The organism is Mycobacterium sp. E3305 (genome assembly GCF_001666785.1).
Classification (GTDB): Bacteria; Actinomycetota; Actinomycetes; order Mycobacteriales; family Mycobacteriaceae; genus Mycobacterium.
Map to the genome: position 1 here is coordinate 1 of NZ_LZJA01000297.1, position 22,998 is coordinate 22,998.

At 67.6% G+C, this 22,998-nt stretch carries 24 protein-coding genes and 1 pseudogene; 12 read left to right on the top strand and 13 right to left on the bottom strand.

The window, feature by feature from the left end; translation table 11 throughout:
- Both A5701_RS29435 and A5701_RS25680 read right to left on the bottom strand, forming a co-directional pair.
- Positions 1-352, bottom strand: a pseudogene (locus A5701_RS29435) (hypothetical protein); the annotation flags it as partial.
- Positions 342-1,334, bottom strand: a complete 993-nt coding sequence (locus A5701_RS25680; RefSeq protein WP_067760839.1) for a sigma-70 family RNA polymerase sigma factor — start codon at positions 1,332-1,334, stop codon at positions 342-344. The pseudogene A5701_RS29435 and the gene A5701_RS25680, both read right to left, overlap by 11 nt.
- 168 nt (positions 1,335-1,502) lie before the next feature.
- Here A5701_RS25680 and A5701_RS25685 point away from each other — a divergent pair, with 168 nt between their 5' ends.
- Positions 1,503-1,853, top strand: coding sequence for a DoxX family protein (locus A5701_RS25685; protein WP_067760841.1), 351 nt, complete (start codon positions 1,503-1,505; stop codon positions 1,851-1,853).
- Positions 1,854-1,859: 6 nt separating this feature from the next.
- Here A5701_RS25685 and A5701_RS25690 read toward each other — a convergent pair whose 3' ends face one another.
- The 3 genes from A5701_RS25690 to pncA all read right to left on the bottom strand — a co-directional run bounded on the left by A5701_RS25690 (position 1,860) and on the right by pncA (position 3,964).
- The gene (locus A5701_RS25690) at positions 1,860-2,495 is read right to left on the bottom strand and encodes a hypothetical protein (protein WP_067760843.1); all 636 of its coding nucleotides are present in this window, start codon (positions 2,493-2,495) and stop codon (positions 1,860-1,862) included.
- Between the two features lie 108 nt (positions 2,496-2,603).
- Positions 2,604-3,404, bottom strand: coding sequence for a nuclear transport factor 2 family protein (locus tag A5701_RS25695; protein ID WP_067760845.1), 801 nt, complete (start codon positions 3,402-3,404; stop codon positions 2,604-2,606).
- Positions 3,404-3,964, bottom strand: coding sequence for a pyrazinamidase PncA (gene pncA, locus A5701_RS25700; protein ID WP_082969838.1), 561 nt, complete (start codon positions 3,962-3,964; stop codon positions 3,404-3,406). Before pncA ends, A5701_RS25695 begins: the two co-directional genes overlap by 1 nt.
- Positions 3,965-4,059: 95 nt before the next feature.
- Here pncA and A5701_RS25705 point away from each other — a divergent pair, with 95 nt between their 5' ends.
- On the top strand, positions 4,060-5,088 hold the full coding sequence (locus tag A5701_RS25705; protein WP_067760849.1) for a DoxX family protein: 1,029 nt from the start codon (positions 4,060-4,062) through the stop codon (positions 5,086-5,088).
- A gap of 4 nt (positions 5,089-5,092) precedes the next feature.
- On the opposite strand, the gene A5701_RS25710 is transcribed toward A5701_RS25705, so the two are convergent.
- The 3 genes from A5701_RS25710 to A5701_RS25720 are packed head-to-tail and all read right to left on the bottom strand — an operon-like array spanning position 5,093 to position 9,132.
- Positions 5,093-5,587, bottom strand: a complete 495-nt coding sequence (locus A5701_RS25710) for a gluconokinase (protein WP_082969835.1) — start codon at positions 5,585-5,587, stop codon at positions 5,093-5,095.
- Positions 5,584-7,596 carry a phosphotransferase gene (locus A5701_RS25715; RefSeq protein WP_067760853.1) on the bottom strand — a complete coding sequence of 671 codons (2,013 nt, stop codon included), beginning with the start codon at positions 7,594-7,596 and terminating at the stop codon, positions 5,584-5,586. The genes A5701_RS25710 and A5701_RS25715 overlap by 4 nt, the downstream gene beginning before the upstream one ends.
- A gap of 18 nt (positions 7,597-7,614) precedes the next feature.
- Complete coding sequence (locus A5701_RS25720) at positions 7,615-9,132, bottom strand: carboxylesterase/lipase family protein (protein WP_067760855.1); 1,518 nt, start codon at positions 9,130-9,132, stop codon at positions 7,615-7,617.
- Positions 9,133-9,211: 79 nt separating this feature from the next.
- Here A5701_RS25720 and A5701_RS25725 point away from each other — a divergent pair, with 79 nt between their 5' ends.
- Complete coding sequence (locus A5701_RS25725; protein ID WP_067760856.1) at positions 9,212-9,883, top strand: hypothetical protein; 672 nt, start codon at positions 9,212-9,214, stop codon at positions 9,881-9,883.
- Here A5701_RS25725 and A5701_RS25730 read toward each other — a convergent pair.
- Together A5701_RS25730 and A5701_RS25735 are read right to left on the bottom strand one after the other, a co-directional pair.
- Entirely contained in the window at positions 9,870-10,829 is a 960-nt protein-coding gene (locus tag A5701_RS25730) for an SDR family NAD(P)-dependent oxidoreductase (protein ID WP_067760858.1), read from the bottom strand. The genes A5701_RS25725 and A5701_RS25730 overlap by 14 nt on opposite strands.
- Before the next feature lie 2 nt (positions 10,830-10,831).
- Positions 10,832-12,055, bottom strand: a complete 1,224-nt coding sequence (locus A5701_RS25735) for a cytochrome P450 (RefSeq protein WP_067760860.1) — start codon at positions 12,053-12,055, stop codon at positions 10,832-10,834.
- Positions 12,056-12,148: 93 nt separating this feature from the next.
- On the opposite strand from A5701_RS25735, the gene A5701_RS25740 reads away from it, so the two are divergent.
- A complete protein-coding gene (locus A5701_RS25740) occupies positions 12,149-12,778 on the top strand; it encodes a TetR/AcrR family transcriptional regulator (protein ID WP_067760862.1) in 630 nt (209 codons plus the stop codon).
- A gap of 3 nt (positions 12,779-12,781) precedes the next feature.
- Here A5701_RS25740 and A5701_RS25745 read toward each other — a convergent pair whose 3' ends face one another.
- Together A5701_RS25745 and A5701_RS25750 are read right to left on the bottom strand one after the other, a co-directional pair.
- On the bottom strand, positions 12,782-13,864 hold the full coding sequence (locus tag A5701_RS25745) for a dihydrodipicolinate reductase (protein ID WP_067760864.1): 1,083 nt from the start codon (positions 13,862-13,864) through the stop codon (positions 12,782-12,784).
- Between the two features lie 64 nt (positions 13,865-13,928).
- On the bottom strand, positions 13,929-14,717 hold the full coding sequence (locus A5701_RS25750; RefSeq protein WP_067760866.1) for an SDR family NAD(P)-dependent oxidoreductase: 789 nt from the start codon (positions 14,715-14,717) through the stop codon (positions 13,929-13,931).
- A gap of 212 nt (positions 14,718-14,929) precedes the next feature.
- On the opposite strand from A5701_RS25750, the gene A5701_RS25755 reads away from it, so the two are divergent.
- The 8 genes from A5701_RS25755 to A5701_RS28395 all read left to right on the top strand — a co-directional run bounded on the left by A5701_RS25755 (position 14,930) and on the right by A5701_RS28395 (position 20,380).
- A complete protein-coding gene (locus A5701_RS25755; protein ID WP_067760868.1) occupies positions 14,930-15,529 on the top strand; it encodes a TetR/AcrR family transcriptional regulator in 600 nt (199 codons plus the stop codon).
- A 158-nt stretch (positions 15,530-15,687) separates the two neighbouring features.
- Complete coding sequence (locus A5701_RS25760) at positions 15,688-16,416, top strand: hypothetical protein (protein WP_067760870.1); 729 nt, start codon at positions 15,688-15,690, stop codon at positions 16,414-16,416.
- Positions 16,417-16,604: 188 nt separating this feature from the next.
- On the top strand, positions 16,605-18,128 hold the full coding sequence (locus tag A5701_RS25765) for a nitric oxide reductase activation protein NorD (RefSeq protein ID WP_067760872.1): 1,524 nt from the start codon (positions 16,605-16,607) through the stop codon (positions 18,126-18,128).
- A complete protein-coding gene (locus A5701_RS25770) occupies positions 18,125-18,934 on the top strand; it encodes a CbbQ/NirQ/NorQ/GpvN family protein (RefSeq protein ID WP_067760874.1) in 810 nt (269 codons plus the stop codon). Before A5701_RS25765 ends, A5701_RS25770 begins: the two co-directional genes overlap by 4 nt.
- Before the next feature lie 16 nt (positions 18,935-18,950).
- On the top strand, positions 18,951-19,079 hold the full coding sequence (locus A5701_RS29175) for a hypothetical protein (protein WP_255369178.1): 129 nt from the start codon (positions 18,951-18,953) through the stop codon (positions 19,077-19,079).
- Positions 19,076-19,774, top strand: a complete 699-nt coding sequence (locus tag A5701_RS25775) for a hypothetical protein (protein WP_067760876.1) — start codon at positions 19,076-19,078, stop codon at positions 19,772-19,774. The genes A5701_RS29175 and A5701_RS25775 overlap by 4 nt, the downstream gene beginning before the upstream one ends.
- A 16-nt stretch (positions 19,775-19,790) precedes the next feature.
- On the top strand, positions 19,791-20,216 hold the full coding sequence (locus tag A5701_RS25780) for a hypothetical protein (protein ID WP_067760878.1): 426 nt from the start codon (positions 19,791-19,793) through the stop codon (positions 20,214-20,216).
- Positions 20,213-20,380 carry a hypothetical protein gene (locus A5701_RS28395; RefSeq protein ID WP_156670268.1) on the top strand — a complete coding sequence of 56 codons (168 nt, stop codon included), beginning with the start codon at positions 20,213-20,215 and terminating at the stop codon, positions 20,378-20,380. Before A5701_RS25780 ends, A5701_RS28395 begins: the two co-directional genes overlap by 4 nt.
- Here the strand turns inward: A5701_RS28395 and A5701_RS25785 are convergent.
- Positions 20,377-22,974 carry a sugar epimerase family protein gene (locus tag A5701_RS25785; RefSeq protein WP_067760880.1) on the bottom strand — a complete coding sequence of 866 codons (2,598 nt, stop codon included), beginning with the start codon at positions 22,972-22,974 and terminating at the stop codon, positions 20,377-20,379. The two genes, A5701_RS28395 and A5701_RS25785, sit on opposite strands and share 4 nt — an antisense overlap.
- Between the last annotated feature and the right edge of the window lie 24 nt (positions 22,975-22,998).

Here is a 22,998-nt window from a genome sequence, read left to right on the forward strand (position 1 = left end):
TCGCGGCCAACCCCGACGAACGCGATGCCCGGATCCGCATCGTCGACGAGTTCACGCGGCGCCACCCCGACATCAAGGTTCGTCCGGTGCTTTCGGCCCCGGGCGTGATGCAGCAGCTGTCGACGTTCTGCGCCGGCGGCAAGTGCCCGGACGTCTTGATGTCGGGGTGGCGCCGCGTGAACTCGTCGACGATGCGGATCCGGGCATCGCGTTCGTCGGGGTTGGCCGCGAAGAAAAACGTCAACGCGTCGTCTTGCGGGGCGCAGCCGGCGGCCCATGGCGTCACCGATGCCGCCGTCAGCGCGGCGGCGCCACTCAGCAGGCGGCGCCGCGGGAACGGCTTATCGAGCATGGTCCTTCCGTTCTCGCCCCGTTGCCGGCCGCCCGGCCGGCGGCGTCTGATGTCCTTGGTACCCGATGCGGCTGTGGTGTTGCTGGATCGGCCCGCCCGGGAGTGCCAGCGCGGCCGACCGGATCCGGGTGGGATCCCCGGTGATGTCGATCGCGTGGATGCGGTCATCGGTTCCGACGGTGATCAGCAGCAGCGCCTCGGCGTGCCCGTATGGCGCTATCACGATGGCCGGTGCCCCGTCGACGAGCATGACCACACCGGCGCGGGCCCGCTGGGCGAATCGGCGGGTCTCCTCGGCGACCTGCCCGGCGCCGCGCAGCTCGGTCGGCACGTCATCGGGCACCAGCGCGCGATCGACCGTGCGCACCACGTCCGGGGCCAGCAGCTCAAGCAACAACGCGATGTCACCGCCGCGGGACGCGGCGAGAAACGCTTCCACGATCTCCAGGTGCTTTGCCGCGCGCTCCGGTTCGCCGCCCGGGTCGCCGTGCAGCCGCCCGCGCGCCCGGCTCGCCAACTTCTTCGCCGCTTCCGGCGAGCGGTCCAGCAGGTCGCCGATCCTCTCGAATGGCACCGCGAACACGTCATGCAGCACGAATGCGACGCGCTGCGCGGGCGAGAGCCGGTCGAGCACCACGAGCAGCGCATTGCTGACCGACTCCGTCAGGAGGGTCTCCTCGTCCGCCGGCGACGCAGCCGCTTCGAGCCGATCCAGTTCCTCGGTGGTGGCGAGCGGATGTTCGGCGCGCCGTTTGCGGACGCGGAGCTGGTCGTACGCCTCGCGGGCGGTGATGGTGGTGAACCAGCCGGTGAGGTTGTCGACCGCGCCGTAATCCGCGCGGCTGGCCTTCAGCCACGCCGACTGGACCGCGTCCTCGGCATCGGCGGCCGAGCCCAACAGCTGGAACGCGACCGCACTCAGGTGCCGCCGGTCGGCGTCGAAGCGCCGCGCGAGATCGGCCAAATTCTTATGCGCGCTCATGGGTCACCTTTTCCGCAGAGGAACCGTCAAGAAAATGACCGAGTCCATCGAGCCCTCTGTTGCGAAGGAGGCCAGCACTATGACCTTATCGATTGTGCGCCGCGGAACGCGCGGCCACCGTTCGGCTCCCCGCCGCGAAACCGGCTGCCGGGCAGGGGTTTGGCACCCATGACCACCGCATGCGTCGTGATCACGGTGTTTACCGCCGCCATCACCGCCGGGATCGCCGTGGCCGACCTCGTCCCCGCCAGGTTCGTGCTGGCGAACTCGGCCGAAGTCGGGGTGCCGCGGTCGTGGCTGCCGGCGCTGGCGACGGTCAAGCTGGCCGGGGCGGCCGGACTCGTCGTGGGAGTTGTCGGGCTGCGCGCCTTGGGAATCGCGGCCGCTACCGGCCTGGTGCTGTTTTTCGTCGGCGCGGTCGTGACCCACCTGCGGGCCCACGTGCTGTACAACATCGCGTTTCCCGGCGCCTACTTGTGCCTATCGGCGGCGACGCTCGCGCTGATGGTCGTGCACTGAGCCCCGCTAGCTGGGCAAGCGGTCCTTGACGAGTTGGTCTTGTTTGCGGGCCATGTCCAGCACGACATCCCGCGGGGCGGGATCGTTGGGCGGGCTGTCGAACTCCAGGTCGACGCCCACCCTGCTCTCGGCGAATGTCACGTAGGTCACCGATTTTGAGTTGTCGGGCGAGGTTCCCACCGCGATCAGTCCGTTGGTGCCGACCTCGAATGGCTGCGGGGCGCCGGTGACGTATTTGCCGAACGACTGGGCGCGCTCCTTGGCCTGCTGCGCGGCGGTCGCCGGGTCGGTGAACACGACGACCAGGTCGTCGATGCTGCGTGTGTGGTCGGGATTGATGAACGTCACCCCGGCGCCGGCGACGCCACCGGGATTCTGCGTGGGGGGACCTGTCGTTCCGACGTCGATGCCGACGTCGCTCGCCTGAAGGAGGAGGTACGTGTAGTCGCCCAGTGGTGCACTGCCGGACGTCGGGCCGCTCGTCGTCGTCGACGCTGTCGAACTCGACGTCGCCGTCGACGACGAAGTCGTTTTCGACGAGCTTGACGACGCAGAGGTGCTTTCCTTTCCGCCGCAAGCCGTGACAACGCTCAGCGCGGCGGTGAATGCAATTCCCGCGCCGAAGATCCGCACCATACCCATCGTCGACTCCCTTCGGGGACAGCTATTTGTACGGCACCGTCGCGCTCCGGGCAATATGTCGACGCCGGTTTTGAGCAAATTTGCCGGCGCTGGTGGGCCGCGGGACCCTCAGGCCGGGAAGTAGCGGATTCGGTTGATGGCATTCGGCCGCCACGTCATGTCGGCGAAGATGATGGCCCGCCCGCGAGCGGAGGTCAGCGAAACCACCACTGTGCTGCCCGCGCCGATCATCTTCGTGCCGCCGGCGCCGTCGAGTTGCTCGACGAGCCCGGCGAGGTCGAGTACCTCGTGGTCGCCGAGAGTTATTGCAGCGCTTGGGGATAGCGCTCTGGCAGCCGCGTCTCGATCCCCGGCCGTGGCGGCGTCGAGGAACGCCCGCACCGACTGCTTGTGCCGCGCACCGACCCGCCGGAATGCCGCGATGAAGCCCACCGCGCCGCTCAGCCGCTGATTGTTCAACAGGCCTCGCGACAGTTGCAGCCCGGGCGGCACCGCGCGCGGTCCGGTTCGCAGGAATTGGCGCATCATGGCGGGGAGTTCCCAGTAGGCCCGGAGTTCGCCAATGCGCCAGTCGCCGTTGACCTCTAGCAGGTCGTAGCGCAGGAACGCGGGGATGTACATGGTGACGCCGGAACCCATGGCGACCTCCAGCTCGAGGTCACGCAGGACCGCCGTGCCGAAGACGATGTCGAGGTCGCGGTGGAATGTGATGTCGCGCGGGCCGATGAAGGTGTCATAGAAACGGCCGATCCGTTCCCGCCCGACGTGCGGACGCGAGCCGACCGGGTCCTCGACGCGGCCGTCGTCGGCGAACAGCCCCACCCAGCCTTCGCGGTCGTGCGCGGCGGCCGCCCGCGGCGAGCACTCGACGGCGGCGAGGAGGCGTTCCCGCTCCGGTGCCACCGCCATCACTGTCCCCCGACCAGCTCGACGCCCGCCGATCGCATTTCCGCCAGCGCCCGCGCGGCCGAATCCGGGGCGACAGCCGCGGTCAGGTCCACCAACACCCTGGTGGTCAGGCCGGCCCGCGCGGCGTCCTCGGCCGTGGCCCGCACGCACTGGTCCGTGGCGATGCCGACCACGTCGACCTCGTCGATCCCATGCCGCCGCAACCAGTCCAGCAGCGTGGTCCCGCTCTGGTCGACCCCTTCGAACCCGCTGTATGCCGCGGCGTAGGCGCCCTTGCGGAAGACCGCCTCGATCCGGCTGGTGTCGAGGTCGGGGCGAAAGTCCGCGCCCGGGCTGCCGGCGATGCAGTGCGGTGGCCACGTCGATGAGTAGTCCGGCCGGTGGGAGAAGTGGTCGCCCGGGCGAACGTGGTAATCCTGGGTTGCTACGACGTGCCGGTAGCCCGGCTCGCCGGCCAGGTAGCCGTTGATGGCGGCCGCCACGGCGGCGCCGCCGGGGACCGGGAGCGAGCCGCCCTCGCAGAAGTCGTTTTGCACGTCGACGATGATCAACGCCCTCACGGCTTTCACCCTATCGGTGTCGCCCCGGATGGCGCCTCAGCTGCACGTATGGGCTGGGCGGTTTGTCCGTCAACGAGTCGGGTAATCCCCCGGCCATGGTGATCCGGAGAATCGCGCGCCCATTGCTTTCAGTTGCCTTCATCGGCCAAGGAGTCAACTCCCTGCTCAACCCCAAGTCGGCGGCGGCGGCCGCCGCGCCGGCAGTGGATGGTTTGCAGGCGCTGCCGAATTCGGTGAGCGGGGCCATCCCGAGCGACCCGGAGACGTTCGCGCAAATCAACGCCGCCGTCCAGATCGGCGGCGGCCTGCTGCTGGCCACCGGCAAGCTGCCGCGCGTCGCGTCGGCGGCGCTAGCCTTCACCGTGCTGCCGGCCAACCTCGGGGCGCACTCGTTCTGGAACGAAAGCGACCCGCAGGCCAAGGCGCAGAAGCGCCAGCAGTTCCTCACCGACCTCAGCCTGGTCGGCGGGTTGCTGATCGCGTCGGCGGACACCGCGGGCAAGCCGTCGCTCGGATGGCGCGGCCGGCGCGCGGCCGAGCGGCTCTCCGAGCGGGTGTCGTCGGCGCTGCCCGGCTCCGATGACGGCTTCGACACGGACTTCTCGGAGTTGGGCGAGAAGATCGTGCACGGCCTGCAGGTCGGCGCCGAGCGCGGCCGCGAATTGGCGAGCACCGCCGCGGAACGGGGGGCGCCGTACGCCGAGGCCGCGCTCGAACGCGGCCGCGAATTCGCCAGCACCGCCGCCGATCGAAGCAAGCCGCTGGCCAAGAAGGCCCGCAAGCGCGGCGAAGAACTCGCCGACGAAGCCGCCGACTGGGCCGCGCCACTCGCCAAGAAGGCCCGCAAGCGCGGCGAAGAACTCGCCGACGAAGCCGCCGACTGGGCCGCGCCACTGGCCAAGAAGGCGCGCAAGCGTAGCGAGAAGCTGGCGAAGAAGGCGCGTAAGCGCGGCGAAGAACTGGCCAGCACGGCTGTGGACCGCGGCGAGGACCTCGCCGACACCGCCCGCGCCCGCGGCACCTACCTTGCCGAGACGGCCCGCGCACGAGGCGGCTACCTGGCCGACACCGCACGCGAAAGGGTCGGCGAGCAGGTCAAGGCCGGCCGTCGCAAGCTGTCCTGACCGGTCAACCGTCCTCGTGTAGGAAGCCGTCGACGATCGCGTCGACGTCCTGATCGACATCGACGGTTGCGCCGGCCTCGTCGCCGCCCAGCGGTTCCAGCGCGTCGAATTGCGAGCGCAACAGCGCGGCCGGCATGAAATGGCCCGTGCGGGCCGCCAGCCGACCGCCGATGAGCGCGGGCGAACCGGCGAGGTGCAGGAATTCGACCTGCGGGCAGTGCGCGCGCAATTGGTCGCGGTACCTGCGCTTCAACGCCGAGCAGCTGACCACCCCGCCGCCGCGGTGCCCGGCCAGCCACTCACCGACCTTTTCCAGCCAGGGGTAGCGGTCGTGGTCGTCGAGCGGTTCCCCGGCCGCCATCTTGGCGATATTGGCCCGCGGGTGCAGGGTGTCGGCGTCCACGAAGGGGACCTGCAAGCGGCGCGCGAGCGCGACTCCCACGGTCGACTTGCCCGATCCGGAAACGCCCATCACCACGACGGGGCCCCGTCCGCTCACTCGGACCGTTCGGCCAGGTTGCGGTTCCATTCCAGCCAGCCGGCGCCGTTGCGTCCGTCGGCGGTCCGGACGCTCGCCCAGACGCGCGGGAACTGACTCACCCGCCCGTCCGCGGCGATCAGACGCACCGGCGCCTGGCCGCGGACCTGAACGTCCGCGGTGATCTCGCCGGGGTTGAGCGCCAAGGTGGCGCGGAGTGGTAACCCGTTGGCGCCGAACGATTCTCGTGAATCCACCGTTTGCAGCTCGGTGACCGTTCCCGCGGCATCCTGGGAGTAGCCGATGCTGAATGCCGGTGCGCCGGGAATCCGGATGTTGACGCCGTGCAGATGGGTGCCGTCGTCCAGGTGCAGCGCGCTCCAAATCCAGTCCATGCTCCACCAGTCGCGCACGCCCCAGGAGTGATCGCGCTGGCCGGGGACCGACTCAAGGCGGTAATTGGTGTCGTCGATGGTGACCGTGCCCGAGACCGTGCATGGGATCTCGTAACGCGTCGTCAACCGGTACTTGTACGGGATGCCGTCGGTGGCCCACACCAGGCTCATCGTCATCTCGACGGGGGTGCCGGGCTCTCCGCGCAACAGCGCCGACGGATCGGGGTACGACTGGGCGTGGGCACGCAGGTCGACGCGGTAGGTCTGCAGCGGGGTGGTCGCGGAGTGGCCGAGCTCGAAGGAATCGCTGCGCACGTCCCACGGATCCGCCGGCAGCGGTACTTGCGCGTCGACGGCCACGGTGGGCATGTCGGGGCCGCACAGCAGCGCGTGCACCCAGGCCTTCCGTTCGTTGGCGATCAGGCCGAGGCGGAACCAGCCGCCCAATCCCTGTGCCGCGTCGGCGAAGTCGGAGTACCAGCTCTCGCTCCACAGCGGCTCGGCGGTCGCCGCGTGCGCACCTTCGTCCTCCACCGTGGGCCGCAGGGCTTCGGGCGTCTGCGCGGCGGGCAGCGTCGCCAGCGCGTCGGTGTCGAGCACGTGGTCGCAGTGTCGTTGCAGCATGGTCATGAACATCCGGTCGCCGCGCTCGGTGCGTTCCACCAGCATCGAGGAGACGATCGCCATCATCACGCCGAAAAAGCTCTGTCGGCGAACACCTTCGGCGACGTCGGTGAGCGACAGCGGCGCCGCAGGCCCCAGCGCCTCGTGGTAGGCCCGCAACAACGCGTCGTACTGCTCCCGGCGATCGGGGGTCGGCAGCGCGCAGCCGAGGAAGTACGACAGGTCGGTCAGGGCGGGCCCCCAGGACACCGTCTGCCAGTCGACGACCGTCAGCGGGCGTTCGGCCCCGGCGGTGCCGAACAGCAGGTTGTCCAGGCGGTAGTCACCGTGCATCAGCCCTAGGATCCGGTCGGGCGCCGACTCGGCGGCCAGGTAGCCGTCGAAGGACGCGACCAGGCGTTCGCAGACCATCCGGTGCTCCGGCGCGATCTGCTCGCCATAGCGGTCGATGAAGCCCGCGTACAGCGGGGCGAGCATCGCCTGGTTGAGCGGCGATTCGCGGTTGAGCCACGGCGCTTCGGCGAGCGCGGTGTCGCCGAGCAGCGGTCCGTGCAGCCGACCCAGCTCGACCACGCCGAGGTGGGCCTGTTCGGCTGTGGCACCGGCGATTTCGTCCCCGACGACCGCCGGCCCGGCGTCGCCGAGCAAAAGATCGAACGCGCCCGTCGAGCTGTCGACCGCGGCGTGGTAGCAGGGCGCTATCGGGCCGCCCAGCCGTGGCGCTATGTCGCCGTAGAATCGCACCTCGCGCTCGTAGAGGCCGAGGGCCAGCCCCGTCTGCCGACTCACCGGGTCGGTCGCCGCCACCTTCAGGACCACCGACTCGGGCCTGCCGGCCTTCGCCGCGCCATCGGCATAGCTGAGCCGGACGCGGTAACACTCGCTCATCTGTCCGGTGCCGATGCGCTCCACGGCAAAATCGGCGACGGGCCCGGCGCCGATCACCGATTCCAGCCATGCTGCGGTGAGGTCGCCGGGTCGTTCGATGATTTGCGCGGTGTCGGCATGCATGAGGGTCAGCGTGCCAGGTCACCGCGCCAGGGAGAAGCCGTCCCAGGCAATCCGGCGGTGCGGGTGTGGATCGAACTCGACGCGGCTCTTGCGGTCGAACACCATGACGGCGCGGTCGGCGGTGCTGTAGGTGGGCCAGTCGTCGCCCGGCGCGCCGGAATGGCTGAAGGCCCGCCAACGCCGTTGCACCTGGTTGCTCACCCGCAGCGCGGCGCGCCGGTCCGCGGCGGCGGTCAACAGGGCACCGAATCGCGTGCGATAGACGTCGAAGACGGCCAGCAACTCGGTGGCATGGGTGGCGCCCAGCCCAGACCAGCGCAGCGTCCTAGGCGCGAAGTCGTACCGGTAGAGGTAGGTCGGCGCGTGAGCGCTGTGCGCCTCCGCGATCTGCCAGGCCGCCGACCCGAACGCGAAATCGCCACCAAGCTGGATGCACGCCGATGGCGCGGGGTAATCCGGATATGCGGCGGTAATGCGTTCGCGTGCAGCCGGTTCCGTGTCGGCCAGCAACTCCTCGATCATGGCTTGATTAGTCGGCAGCATCTTGAGGAAGCGGGTGAACAGCCGACCCTCTTCCGCGTTGGTGCCGACGATGAGCGGCACCCGATGGGCCCGGCCCCCGCGCATCGCCTCGACCGGATCGGTGGGCACGACATCGTCACCGGCGACGGGGCCGATCGGAAAGGCGCCCAGCCTGTCCTCCATGCCCTGGTCGATCAGCCGGTGTTGAGCGTCCACGAGTTGCGCCGGCGACGCCCGCATCAACACCTCGGCGGCGTTTTCCGGGCGCGCGCCCAGCAGCTCGGCGAAGCGCGTCGCGAATTCCGCCGCGGTCTCGCCCGACCGGACCATGCCGGCGGCCGGGCTCTCCGAAATCGCCCGCGCGAACAGCCCTTCGGCGGCGGGCACCGCCAACAGGGTGGCGGTGATGTGCGCGCCGGCGCTCTCCCCGAAGATGGTGACGTTGTCCGGATCTCCGCCGAACGCGGAGATGTTGTCCTTCACCCAGCGCAACGCCAGCACCAGATCGCGCAGGAACAAATTGCTGTCGATGGGGATGTCCGGGGTCGAAAGGGACGACAGGTCCAGGCATCCCAACGCGCCCAGGCGGTAATTCACCGACACGTACACGCAGCCGCGGCGCGCGAGCGCCGCACCGTCGTAGAGCGGCGTCGCCGAGCTACCCAGGATGTAGCCGCCGCCGTGGATGAAGACCATCACGGGAAGCGGCTGTTCGGCGGGCCCCTCGGGAGTGACGACGTTGAGGGTCAGGCAGTCCTCCCCCATCGGCTGATAACGGCCTCCAAGACCGGACCAGCCGAGCATGGTGTAGCGGCGCTGCTGGGGTGCGCAGTTGGCGAAGCCGTGGCAGTGCCGCACACCCGACCACGGTTGCGCCGGCCGGGGTGCCCGCAAGCGCAGCGGCCCGACCGGCGGCCGGGCGTAGGGGATGGATCGCCAGCGGTGGACGCCGTCGCGGGTGAAACCCTCCACGGTGCCGATGGTCGTGCGTGCGCGGACGGTGCGCTGATGCATAACCCGACGTTAGCCGACATGACGGGCGTAACGCGCGCGCAGCGCCTTATTCGCGGCCACGGCGGTTTAGCCTGACTGGATGCGGATCGTCGCGCTGTTTGCAGCGTCGTTACTGATCGCCGGCTGCTCGCACACGGTCGGCGGCCAGTCTCAGCAAACGCCAACGTCGAGAAGCGCTTCTTCCACCCCCTCCGGGGGCAAAGGGCCGGCCCCCTCGGCGGCGCCGGCGGCCGGAGCCTCGATCTCCGACGTCATCGCGTGGATCGAGGCCGGCCATCCCGCGGACCCCGGCCGCTATCACGATGCGATTCGCGACGGTGCGGCCACGCCGCTCGGCAACGACCTCGCGTTCTCGGCCGTCGCCGGCAAAGCATCCTGCATGACCGATTCCAAGCACACGGGTGCCGCCCTGGTCTGTCTGGTCAGCCTGACGAATCCGCCGGCCGCGCCCGCGACCTCGTACGGCGATTGGCAGGGCGGTTGGGTGACCTTCGACGGCGTGAATCTGCAGGTGGGTGCGTCGCGCGCCGATCCCGGTCCGTTCATCAACGGCAACGGTCCGGAATTGGCCAACGGCGACTCGCTGTCATTCGGCGACTATCGCTGCCGGGCCGATCAAACCGGACTCTACTGCGTGAACTACGCCCACCAATCCGCCGCACACCTGGGTCCCGCGGGCATCGAGCCGTTCGGCTGCCTGAAGCCGGGGCCGGCGCCGGACGGTGTCGGCACGGCGTTCAGCTGTTCATGATCGTCGCGAACAGCTCGGCCATCTCGTCCGCGGGCCCTCGCGGAACCGTGTAGCCGGCTTCGTCGCGGATCTCATCGAAATGGTCACGCACACCTTCGATCGACAACCCCGGGTCGTAGAAGCCCCGTGTCCGGCCGATGAAGAAGCGCCCGACGTGTCCGGCCCCCACCGTGTAGATTTCCCCGGACACCGGGCAATCACGGTGGGTCAGGAAGGCCGCCACCGGGGCGACCTGCGCCGGGTCCAGCTTCTGAAGGTATTGGCCCACAAGGTCGTTCATCACCGCCTGCGACGCGGGGTCATCCTGTTGACCCGCCCCGTCGAGCGAGTGCGTCAGCATCCGGGTGTAGGCGATCGGCGCGATGGCGTTGACCTTGATGCCGCGCTCGGCACCCTCGGCGGCCAGCACCCGGGTGAACCCGATCAACCCGGTTTTCGCCGCGCCGTAGTTGCTCATGCGCTCGGCGCCAAGGATTCCCGCGGCCGAGCAGGTGTTGAGCACCCGGCCGTACCGCCGTTCGCGCATGGCCCGCCACGCGGGCCGCGTCACATAGAACGCACCGTTCAAGTGGACATCCAGCAGGGGTCGGAGCCGGTCGGCGGTCATGTCTTCGAACGGCGCGTCGCCGACGATGCCCGCGTTGTTGATCAGGATGTCCACCCGCCCCCAGGTGCGCAGGGCGGTGTCGATGATGGCTTCCGCGCCTTCGGGACTCGTCACGCTGTTGCTGTCGGCGGCGGCCTCACCACCGAGCCGGCAAATCTCGTCGACGACGGCGCCCGCCACTGCGGCGTTGGATCCGTCCCCCGTCACCGAGCCGCCGATGTCGTTGACCACGACGCGCGCGCCACGCGATGCAAGCAACAGCGCGTACTGCCTGCCCAGGCCGGCGCCCGCACCGGTGATCACGGCGACCTGCCCGTCGAATCGCAGCGCGGTGGCCATGTTCACCAACTGACCGGAAGTTCTTTCATGCCATAAATGTTGGCGTCTTTGAACCTCAGTTCCGCCGGGGATACCGCCAGTTTGAGCCCGGGTAAGCGGCGCGCCAGCGTGGCGAATGCGACCTGCATCTCGACCCGGGCCAGGTTGGCTCCGATGCATTGATGCACCCCGTAGCCGAAGCCCAAGTGCCCGCGGGTGTTTCGGTCGACGTCGAAAGATTCGGGATTGTTTACGAACTCGGCGTCCCAGTTCCCGGCGAGCAGATTCATCATGACGTACTCCCCCGCGCGAATCAGCTGACCGCCGATGGTCAGATCTTCGGTCGCCACGCGATCGACCTGGCTGTGCACGATGGTGAGGTAGCGCATCAGCTCTTCGACGGTGTTGGCGATGACGGCCGGGTCATCGGTCTGTCCGAGCCGCTCGAACACGTCGGGATGTTCCAGCAGCGCAACCGTTCCCAGCGAGATCATGTTGGCGGTGGTTTCGTGGCCGGCCTGCATCATGATCACGCTGTTCATGGCCGTGGTGGTGTGATCGAGTTGGCCCGTCGCGACGTATTCGGTGAGCAGGCGGCTGATCAAGTCGTCGCCGGGTTCGCGCGCCTTGCGTTGCACCAACTCCTCGATGTAGGCGTACATGGCCCCGAACGCCTGGCCCTTTTCCTCGTCGGTCGATTTCTGGTCAAGCCCCTTGGTGGTGTTGTGCTGGAAGAGTTCGAGGTCTTCGGGCGGCACCCCCAGCAGCAGTGCGATCACCATCGACGGCACCGGCAAGGCGAATTCGCGCACCAGATCGGCGGGTGCGCCGCGCTCGATCATCTGGCCGAGATAGTGGTCGACCCATTCCTGGATGTGCGGCCGCATCGCTTCGCAACGCCGAAAGGTGAAGTTGCTCGTCATCATGCGCCGCAACCGATGATGCTCGGGGTCGTCGATCCGTGCGAACATCACCGCGACCTTGTTGTCGGCGTCCGTCGGCAGGATGGAGTCCGGAATGGTCTTCGCGGACAAGCGCGGATCGACCAGCGCCGCCCTGATGTCGTGGTAGCGGCTGACCACCCAAACCGGGCTGCCCTGGAACATCGCCCGCCGCAGGCCGGGCTGTTTGCGCCATTCGTCGAACTCGGGCGGAGCTGCGAGCGGGCAACGCGCCGGCCGCGGGGCGGGCAGCACAGGAAGATCCGCGTCGGAGCAGGGGTCCGACGCATCGAAAGATATTGCCATGAACCGTGTTTCTGATTAAGTGTCAGGTATCTGCCAGTTGTTAGAGCGTAAAGCCAGGCTAGTTGGCAGTCAACCGTCAGTTAGGCTGTCGGGATGACCGCGGTTGAGGATCGACCGTTGCGGGCGGACGCGGCGCGCAACGTCGAGCGCATTCTGCGCGCGGCACGAGACGTCTATGGCGAGCTGGGGCCGGATGCGCCCGTGGAGGCCGTCGCCCGGCGCGCCGGCGTCGGTGAGCGAACCCTCTACCGCAGGTTCCCGACGAAGGCCGACCTGGTGCGGGCCGCCCTGGATCAGAGCATCGCGGAGGATCTCACGCCGGTGATCGAGACCGTCCGCCGTGCCGATGACGCGCTGCGCGGTCTCACCCAACTGATCGAAGCGGCAATCTCGTTGGGGGCCCGCGAACACAACCTGCTGACCGCTGCGCGCCGGGCCGGGGCGCTCACGTCCGACATCTCGGTTTCGCTCAACGTCGCGCTCGCCGAGCTGGCCCTCGAGGGTCAGCGAGCCGGCAGCATCCGCGCCGACCTGGTCAGCGACGACCTACCCCGCCTGATCGCGATGCTCTTCAGCGTGCTGTCGACGATGGATGCGGGTAGCGACGGCTGGCGACGCTACGTCGCACTCGTCGTCGATGCGATTTCGGTCAACGAACGACAGTCGTTGCCTCCGGCCGCCGCGCTGCGCTATGAGATCGGGCCGAACAGCTGGCCGCTCTAGGCCCTACCGCTCGTCCCACATCACGCCGCGCATCGTGGCGGACAGCGGGATGTCCTCCACGCCGATGAGCCCCTGCGGCGCGCGGCATACCCAGTCAATCGCATTGACGACGCGGGCCGCCGTCGAAATGCAGCCGGCATCAGTGGAATCCAAGACGGGATGCGAAACGTGGGTGTTGATCTCCACCCGCGGCTCACCCTCGACGACGACGCGGTGCACACCGGTATGCCCATCGGGGGGAAACTCCCAGTCGGGCGCCGCGGCTCGGGTGAGCCGGGTGACGTGCTCGAGGGTGATCACCGGCCTCCCCGCGCGCACGCCCTCGGTGGCGAAGCGCACGGCGGCCATTCGGCCGGGCTCCACCGTCATCATTGTGCATTCGATTCGTCCTGGCGTGTACCAGGGTTCGACGCGCTGGCGCACGTCGTCGAGTTCGATGTCGAGGTTGTCCGCCAGGCTGCGGACCTGGCCTCCCCACATCGACACGATCACCCCGGGCAGGAACATCATCGGCGAGTCGTCGTCCGGTGCCGAACCGAAGCCCATTGCGGCACCGGTGAACTCCGCGTCGTCATAGTTTCCATAGTCGAAGATCTCCTGCACGGTGATCGACGAGACGCGGGTGGTCAGGCTCACCGCCGAGTGCACCAGCGTATCGCCGGAGAAGCCGGGATCGATGCCGTTGATGTACAGCGACGAATTGCCGGCCGCACAGGCACGTTCCAACGGCGCGCGAAGCCAATCGTCGGCGTGGCGAGGAGTCACCAGCCAGACCATCGACGTGCCAACGACGTTGGTCCCGGCCGCCAGGAAACTGGCCATCTGCTCGATGGCTTCCATCGGCCGGGTCTCACCCTGAGACGTGTAGACCACACAGTCGGCGCCGAGGTCGACCAGGGCGTCGACATCGTCGGTGGCAACGACGCCCGTCGGCTGGTCCAGCCCGCACAGCCGCGCCGCATCCTGGCCGACCTTCTCCGCGCTCGCTGCGTGCACTCCGACCAGTTCGAGATCCGGTCGACCGATGATCGCCCGCAATGAGTGCCGACCCACGTTTCCGGTGGAAAACTGTATGACTCTGCGCACCGTTACCCCACATCCTTTCAGGAAGCTGCCGAGCCCATCATCACGCGTTCAGGCGCCGGGCAGGTCAGTAATCGGGTATCGGCAACGGTGAATTGTTCGAGTCGATGCCGCCGTCGACGTGGAAGGTCGCGTTGGTGGCGTAACAATCGCGCGTGCAGAGATACACCGCGAGCCGCCCGAGGTCCTCGACGTCGCCCAGCCGGTGCAGCGGGGTGGCCTCCTGCATCTTCTCCAGTGATCCGGGCATCAGATCCAGGCTGCCCTTCAGGCCGTCGGTGGCGAACGAGCCCAGGGCGATCGCGTTGACGCGGATCTTCGGGGCGAGTTCCTGTGCCATGGCACGGGTCAGCGCTTCGAGTCCGCCCTTCGCGACGCAATACGCGGTCAGCGCCCGAATGCCGAACCGCGCCGATCCCGACGAGATGTTGATGATGGAACCGTGTCCGGCACTGAGCATGTGCGGTGCCACGAGCTGGCTCATGATGAAGGCGGAGGTCACACACCAGTCGAACGTATGCCGAAAATCCTCGTCGGTGATATCCAGAAACCGCGCGTAGGTCGACCCGCCGACGTTGTTGACCAGAATGTCGATGCGATCGAAACGCTCCATGGCCGTCTGCACGACGCGTTCACCGTCCGGGCGACTCATCGCGTCCGCGACAAGCGCCAACCCCTTACCGCCCGCCGCCTCGATACCCTCAATCGTGCCAACGATATCCGCCTCGGTTCGGGCGGTCCCGACCACAGTCACCCCGGCCTCCGCCAACACCCGGGCGATGCCTGCCCCGACGCCCTTCCCGGCGCCGGTGACGATCGCGACCTGTCCGTCCAACCGGAACTGCTCCAATGCCATGCTGGACTCCTTCGGCCGCGTGCGACGGATGCGCCGTTCAATCTATGAATCTTACTGACTATAGTCAATGAATCTCCGGCATTCAGGCTGGAAACAGCGTGTACCGTCCAACAATGACCAGATATTGCAAGCCTTTCTGAGCGGAGCACGTCATACTTGTCGGGTTAGCCCGGAAAATCAGACTCGAGTCAGGTCAATTTGCGAGGGATGAAATGGCTGTGACGGACCGGCTGTCGGCGCGAGAAGCGAAGCGCCTGCAGACAAGGGAGCGATTGATGGGCGCCGCGATCGCGGAGTTCGCCCGGGCCGGGATGGCCGAGGCCGACGTCGGCGCCATCGTGGCCGCCGCCGGCGTCGCCCACGGGACCTTCTTCTTCCACTTCCCCACCAAGGAGCATGTTCTGCTGGAACTGGAGCGCCGCGAAGAGGACCGTATCGCCAAGCAGTTCGCGCAATTCTTGAAGGCCGAGCACGATCTCGCTTCCGCGCTGAACGAGGCGGTCCGCCTGGTGGTGGGATTGGAACGACGGCTGGGCGATCGGCTCTTCAACGACTTTCTCGCCCTGCACTTCTCACAAACTCGTCCGCCCACCGAGGACGGCCGGGATCACCCCCTGATCGTATTGGTCGCCCGGGAGATCGCGCAGGCTCAAGAGCGCGGCGAGATCGATCCCGAGGTCAGCCCGATGAACAGCGCGGTGTTCTTCTTGCTCGGCCTGTACTCGTTGTTGATCACCACCAACCACTGGCCGACGGGCCGCGCGCTGCTGGAGGATTACGTCGCGCGGACGTTGCGGAGCATGCAGCGCTGAAGAGCGTGGGACTCAAGGCCATGTCACGCCGCGCAGCGGCGTAACGCCCAGTTTCTTGTGGACACCGGTCGCTACTAGGCCAGCACTTACGCTGACTGTAGTCAGCCTGTTATAGTGCGCAGGCCAATCCAATCAGCGTTGACGACCGGGGAGGGTTCGTGAATCCGCCGAAGCTGGGCCAGCCCAATGCCGACACCGTCGCCGCCCGCCCCGCTTCCGGTCTGACCATCGACGAGCACGTGGAGCGATCGCACCTGGCGCAGCGTCAGGCCGATAGATGGCTCATCTCCGGCAGCCTGCTGATCGGCACCGCGGCCCTGGGTGTCTTCGGCCTACCGCTGTTTCTCTGGGGCGTCCGGTTGCTCCGGCGGGCCCAGCGAGACGGCCTCTCGGTGCGGCCGATGCTGGTCACGCTGCTCGGCTATCTGGTCATCATCGACGCGGCCATCAACACCGTCGGATGGGCGCTTGACCTTGTGGCAAACCACACGCTGCTGGCCCGCGTGCTCCTCAACGGCTGGGGCAACATGTTCGATGCGGGCTATTTCTGGCACTACAACGAGCTGTGGGTCGGCGGCGCGGCCGGACCTGGCGAAAAGGCGTTGGAAGTCGGCCTGATCCTGACGGTGTTCACGATGCGCATCGCCGCCGCCATCGGCTTCCTGCAGATGAAGCGCTGGGGGCATCAGTGGATGGTCGTCACCTGCTGGATGGGCGTGGTGATCTGGATTACCTACGTCTTCAACATGACGATGTTCGCCGACGTGCGCTTCGCCGGCGTCGTGCTGCCGGTCGTCGGCTGGTGGCTCTACGACATCTTTTACATCACCCCGTTCCTCGCCATCCCCTACCTGCACACCGTCAACCGCGAGCTCTTCTCCGACTGAGATGCGCGAGCCGAATGTCCTTACGTCACTGAGGAGGTCCAAACGTGGCTTATGTGTGGGAGATCCTTCGCTACGTCGCGGCGTGGGGCGGCACCGGACTGATCATCTGGTTCTGGTATTGGCTCTTCTCCAACATCGGCACGTTTTGAGCGCTGGAGTGGACCGCCGGGACGCATGGGATTCGGCTGATGCCTGAAGACTCCCACGCAATGTCACTGGAGCGGAGTTGCTCGGTGACAGCCGTCGCGCTGAGCGAACGACGTCGCGAGGGCGTGCGGCTCGTCACGGGTGACCGGCGCCGCTTCGGGTTGAACGCGGCGCTGACGTCCGTTCACGTCCCCTACCCACCACTGTGCGATTGGACTCGCAGAGCCCTGACATGCGGTGTGGCCCTGCAATGTTCACCGTCCAAAGAACGAATCACCCAATATCGGTTGAACGAGTTGTCTACTCGCGAAGTGCGCGCTCTCAGCGTTGTCGAAGCCGGTGTCGCCCTCGGCTGGATGGCCTCGCGCTGGCCGGGCCTGCTCCCCGATGCGCGACGACTGCTGCCGGACCTCCAAACCGAATCGGGCGACATGAGCGCCCTGGAAATGCTCAACCGGGCGATCGCGTTGGCCGCCACGGGTCAGACATTGGCGGTCCATCCGCTGCTGGGCACGTTGCCGCTGGCCTTCACGGCGCCGCGAGGCTTGGCCGACAGGTTGCGCCGCAGCTTTGGCCGGATGCCCTGGACGACAACGCAAAACCGACTGCCGCGACCGTACGCGGTTCCCGTCGGCGGCGACGGCGGTGTCCGTAATCCCAATCTGCCGCCGCCGAGCCGGCCGCAGGACAACGATCTCGACGTGACCCCGGAGCATCGGCCCGGGATCCCCTACCCGGAATGGAACATGTGGACCCAGCGGTTCGTGCGCGACCACGTCGCGGTGATCGAGCGTGCGGATGCCCGGCGCGCAGGCGGTCCGGCGGCGGTGGCCGTCGACGTCCGCAAGTGGTTCGAAGAACACACCCACCGGGGGATGGCGAACCGCCTCGAAGACGGCTCCGACCTCGACGTCGACCAATACGTCAGCCACTACATCGACCTGACCACCGGCGAGGCCAAGGAACCGAGGATCTTCCGCGAGTTGCTGCCCGTCGGCCGCGACGTCACCACGGCGGTGCTGCTCGACGGCAGTTCGTCGCTGGGGGTGCACGGCGGGCGAATCTTTCAACTCGAACTGGCTTGCGCCGACGCGCTTTCGCGCGCGATGACCCTGGCGCGAGAGCGTCACGGCATCTTCGCTTTCACCGGCAATACCCGCCATCGCGTCGAAGTCCACTGCCTGAAGGACTTCGAGGAGCGGCGGCTGGTGGCTCCCAGCGGGCTCGGCCTGTCCACCCGGGGGTACACCAGGCTCGGTGCGCCACTGCGCCATTTGACCAGCCGGCTGCTCGCGCAGGCATCCGAACGGCGGCTGCTGATCGTCATCGGCGACGGTCTGCTCTCCGATGAAGGCTACGAGGGGCGCTACGCCTGGGCGGATGCCGCGCACGCCGTCGAGGAGGGCAACGATGCGGGGGTGTCGATGTACTACGTCGGCGTGGGCCCGACGCGTGTCGATCCCCTACCGGAGGTGTTCGGGCCGCGACGGTCCCAACGGATCCGACGCGTAGAGGAGCTTCCTCGGGTGTTGGCTCATGTCCATCGCGAACTGGTGGCCGCATGAGTGCCGCCACCGATACCTATTTCGCACACGGCAACGAAGTCCAGCTGTTCGAGCGGGCCTACCGCCAGCGCCTGCCGGTGATGCTCACGGGCCCAACCGGATGCGGCAAGACGCGTTTCGTCGAACACATGGGCCTGCTCTTGCAGCGGCCCGTCGTCACCATCAGTTGCCACGACGATCTCACCAGCTCCGATCTCGTCGGCCGCTTCATGGTGACCGGCGGCGACGTGGTCTGGACCGATGGCCCGCTGACCCGGGCCGTCAAGGCCGGCGCGATCTGCTATCTCGACGAAGTCGTCGAAGCTCGCCACGATTCGCTGGCCATCCTGCATTCGCTCACCGATCACCGGCGATCGCTGTACCTGGATCGGGCGGGTGAGGTCGTGACGGCGCCGGACACCTTCATGCTGGTGTGTTCGTACAACCCGGCGTATCGCAGCTCGCTGAAGGAGCTGAAGCCGTCCTTCCGGCAGCGATTCGTCACACTCGCGATGAGCTACCTGCCGCCCGAGCGCGAAGCCGAGGTGATCGTCGCCGAAGCCGGAATCCCCATCGCCGCCGCGCGTCGACTGGTCGGGTGCGCTGTTGCGATCCGCACCGCCGACGACGCCTTCCACTTCGAGCCGCCTTCGACCAGGGTGCTGGTCACCGCCGCGCACCTGATCGCCGCCGGGGCAAGCGAATTGGATGCGGCGGAGGCCTGCATCCTCGCGCCGCTGAGTCTCGATGGCGCGGTCACCGACGGCCTACGTGAAGTCGCGGTGGCCAGCCTGGCCACCACCGACGCCCCGAGTGCACGCCCTTAGGAGAGGAGCTGACGGCATGGACCAACAGGAGAGGAAGCGCAAGAGGGCGCTGATTGTCTTCCAGCTGTTCATCTACGGCTATTTGCTGGCAATGTTCGGCATCCAGCTCTACATGTCCTTCGCCCGCGGGTGGTGGAACTTGTGAAACCTGTTGTCGCCCAACCGGCTGTCACGGTCAGCCTGGACGATCACCACGACGCGTCCCGCCACGCGCAGCGCCGCGCGGACAAGTGGATGATCGTCGGCGCCGCCTTGATGGGCATGTGGGCGCCGGGTTTGATCGGATTCCCCATCTTCATGCGCGGCGTATGGCTGCAACGCCAGGCGCTGCGCGCCGGCTTGTCGGTCCGGCCCATGATCGTGACGCTGATCGGGTATCTGGTTCTGATCGACGGGATGCTCAACAGTCTCGGCTGGGCCCTCGACCTGGTCGCCAACCACACCTTGATCAACCGGGTGCTGATGGTCGGCTGGGGCAACATGTTCGACGCGGGATACTTCTGGCATTACAACGAGCTCTGGGTCGGCGGCGCCGCGGGGCCCGGCGAGAAGGCCTATGTCGCCGGGTTGATCCTCACGGTGTTCTCCATGCGGGTGGCCGCGGCGATCGGGTTTCTCCAGATGAAGCGGTGGGGTCACCAGTGGATGGTGGTTACCTGCTGGATGGGCGTGGTGATCTGGTCCGCCTACGTGTTCAACATGACCATGTTCGCCGACGTGCGCTACGCCGGCGTCGTATTCCCCGTCGTCGGCTGGTGGCTCTACGACATCTTCTACATCACCCCGTTCCTCGCCATCCCCTACCTGCACACCGTCAACCGAGAAATCTTCACCGACTAGCTCAAGGAGCGCCGTCATGACCGCCACATCCGAAGAACGGGAACCGGCAACGGATCTCGAGCCGGGGACCACGCCGTACTACGCGCGCATGCACAAATGGATCAAACGGGCCGTCCTGGTATGCCTGGTAGCGCTCGTCATCGAAGGCGCGTTCACGCTGCCGTTCATGGCGGTCTACTACGGCTACCCCACGCTGAGCCTCACGCAGATCTGCAGCGAACTGCTCAAGATTCGATACTCCAACGACGCTTTGGAGTGCAAGTACCCCTACCCGCCGTTCGGGCCGCCGGAGGGCGCCGAAGGCAAGGCCACCGCGCAGGACGTGTGGGGCATCCAGCCGATACCGAAGTACCACCGGCTCGGGTTCCGCGAACTGGTCAAGATCCACAACGACCGGCTCGCGCGCCAGGCCGCCCAACAGCACACGGCGCCGCACCCGTGACCCATCGCGTCGTCCAGTGGACGACGGGCGCCCTCAAAATCGACCGGCGCAAGCCCAACCCGCGCCGCGTCACGGAGTCCCGTTGGAAGCCGATGCTCGGGCTGAGCGGGCCGCTCGATCTCGACATCGAATTCGATGCCTTAGCCGACTCAGCCGAGTCCTAACTTCCCGGGGCCAGTGCGAGCACCCGTATTTCGCCGGTCACGCCGTCGACCTCGACGAGGGCGCCGGGCGGCAACGACTTGGTGGCTCCCTCAACGTCCACCACACAGGGGAAGCCGAATTCGCGGGCCACCACCGCGGCGTGTGACATCGGGCCGCCGAGTTCGGTCACCACTGCGGCGGCGTAGCAGAAAGCCGCGGTGTAGCCGACGTCGGTGACCTCCGCGACGAGGATTTCGCCGGGCTGCAGGTCGTCGATCGTTTCGGGCCGCACAATACGCACCCGGCCGCGAACCTTCCCCCCGCACACGCCGACCCCGCGCAGAGTTTCTCCGCTGGCGAGAGCCGCCGGCGTCGTCGTGGTTGGCTGCCAGCTCCCGCTGAACACCGTCGGCGGAACCACGGCGGCCAGCCGGCGTTGTTCGGCACGGCGCCGGGCCACCAGCGCCCCGACATCCGCGGGAAGCGCATCGAGCTCGTCGACGAGCAGGTAGAACACATCATCGGCGGTGTCGAAGATTCCGGCCTCGACCAACCTCCGGCCGTACTCGCGCATCAGGTTTCGTAGCACCCAGTTGGCTCGCACCACTTTATCGCGACGGACTTCGCGGTCGCGCAGCTGGTGTGCTGCCAGGTGCGCAACGGGCTTGGCGTGCAGTGGAATACGAGGACGCTGCGGCTGAGGTGCCGGAGGGGCGCTCATCGCTTTCGTCACCATCCGGACGAGCAACTCGGGATCATCCGAGTAGCTGATCGAGAGCATCTCGAGTTCGGCGGGCCCGCGATGCCCGATCAGCGCCAGCTCGGCCGCCACGGCGGCGTGAAACTCCGGCGCCTCGACGGCGAGTTTGTCCAGCCGCTCCCCCGGTTCGGCGAGCAACGCTGTCACTTTCGGGTCGCGCTGTGCGGCGACCACCAACCGCTGCATTGCCTCGACCGATCGCGCACTGACCAATTCGGGGCCCGCCGGCGCGGCGGTATCTCGTCCACACAAACCGCGCAGCAGGACGTTGAACGCCGCGCACAGCATGAACGACGCCGACGCCAGCACCCAGCCGTGCACCACCTCGTCGCGCGCCAACGTGATCAGACTCAGCAGCCGACGATCGTCCAGGCGGGCGACGTCGTCGGCCAGACGCTCCAGCCGATCGACGTCGGCGACGAACTCGTGGGTGTCCTTCGACGAGCCCGCCGACAGGCCGATGAGGTTGACGCCGAAGACCCCGATGTTGCGAATGGTCCTCAGTTGCTTGCGGATCCGGCCGATATCCGAGCGCGCACGCTCCGCACCGAAGATCGGCAACGATGCCATGCTGGGTCCGAAGAATCCGCTGTTGCTGACGATGGTCGTGGGCTTGGCAAACGGTACGGTTTCGGCCATGTAATGCGCCGACGTGATGGCCCCGTAGAGCCGGTGGGCGAAGACGGCGACGGTTCGCGTGGCGATTTCGCGCTGGACGACGCCGCCGGGGCGCAGCCGCTCGGCGATTGCCACGCCGCCGGCGCGCAACCCGCGCACGGTCGCCGAGGCCGAAGCGGGCGAGAACGGGCCGGGCAGCGCCTCCGACAGGTTGGTGGCAAGAAACGTCGGAAAGCGCGGATCGATCGGGGTATCGAATTCCCCGTTGTCACCGGCGGGACCGGCCCAATCGGGCTTCACCCCGTCCTCAGTCGGCGCATCGACGGACGGAAGGTCGCCGATGGTGGCCATCCGCCACGGTAGTGACACCACCCGCTTGCCCACCGTGACGCGGCCGCGCACCGCGAGCGAGAAATCTTCGACACATTCACTGGAGTTCCAGGCCGGCCGGAACCCCCACTGCTCACGCAGCCGCGCGGTATCCATGAACGCGGCGCCGTGCACCAGTTCCAACTCGGCCAGTTCGAAGCCCAACCGCATGACGGGGCGTCCGAGCGCAGCGGCGATCCGGCGGAACGTCAGCTCGCCCGGAGCGGCGAGATTGACTGGACCGCTGCCGATTTCGTCGTCGACGATCGCCCGGTGAAATAACCGAAGGGCGTCGTCGGGGTGGACCACCTGCATCAGGCGGTCGGCCGATCCATCCGGGAATACCGGCAGCGCCAGCAGCCGGCGCACCCAGTTGTCCACGCTTCGGCCGAGGATCAGCGCGGAGCGGATCGCGACCCACTCCAGGTCCGAATCCTCGAGCATCTGCTCGACCATTGCCTTGTGCCGGCCGTCGGCGCCGATCGGCGTTCTCTCGTCGTGCTCGGTCTTCGGTGCGTCCCCGCCGCCGTAAACATGGGCCGACGATGCGAAGACGATCCTTCTGGCCCGGGTCTCGGCCATCGCCGCCAGCACATTGCGGGTGCCGTCGATGTTGACCTGCCGGCTGATTCGGTCGTCGTGTCCGGGACTCGTTGCCCACGCGCAGTGGGCGACAACGTCCGCGCCGGCCAAGGCGCGGGTGACCGTGTCGGTGTCCCGGATGTCGGCCACGACGAATTCGGCCGCACTGGGCCAGCTTTCGGTCCGGTGCCGGGCTATCCCGGTGACGTCGTGGCCCTGGCTGAGCAAGCGGGCGGTGAGGCCGCGGCCGAGCACACCGCTGGCCCCGGTGATCGCGACTCTCACTGATTGCCCTTGCGCAGACCCATG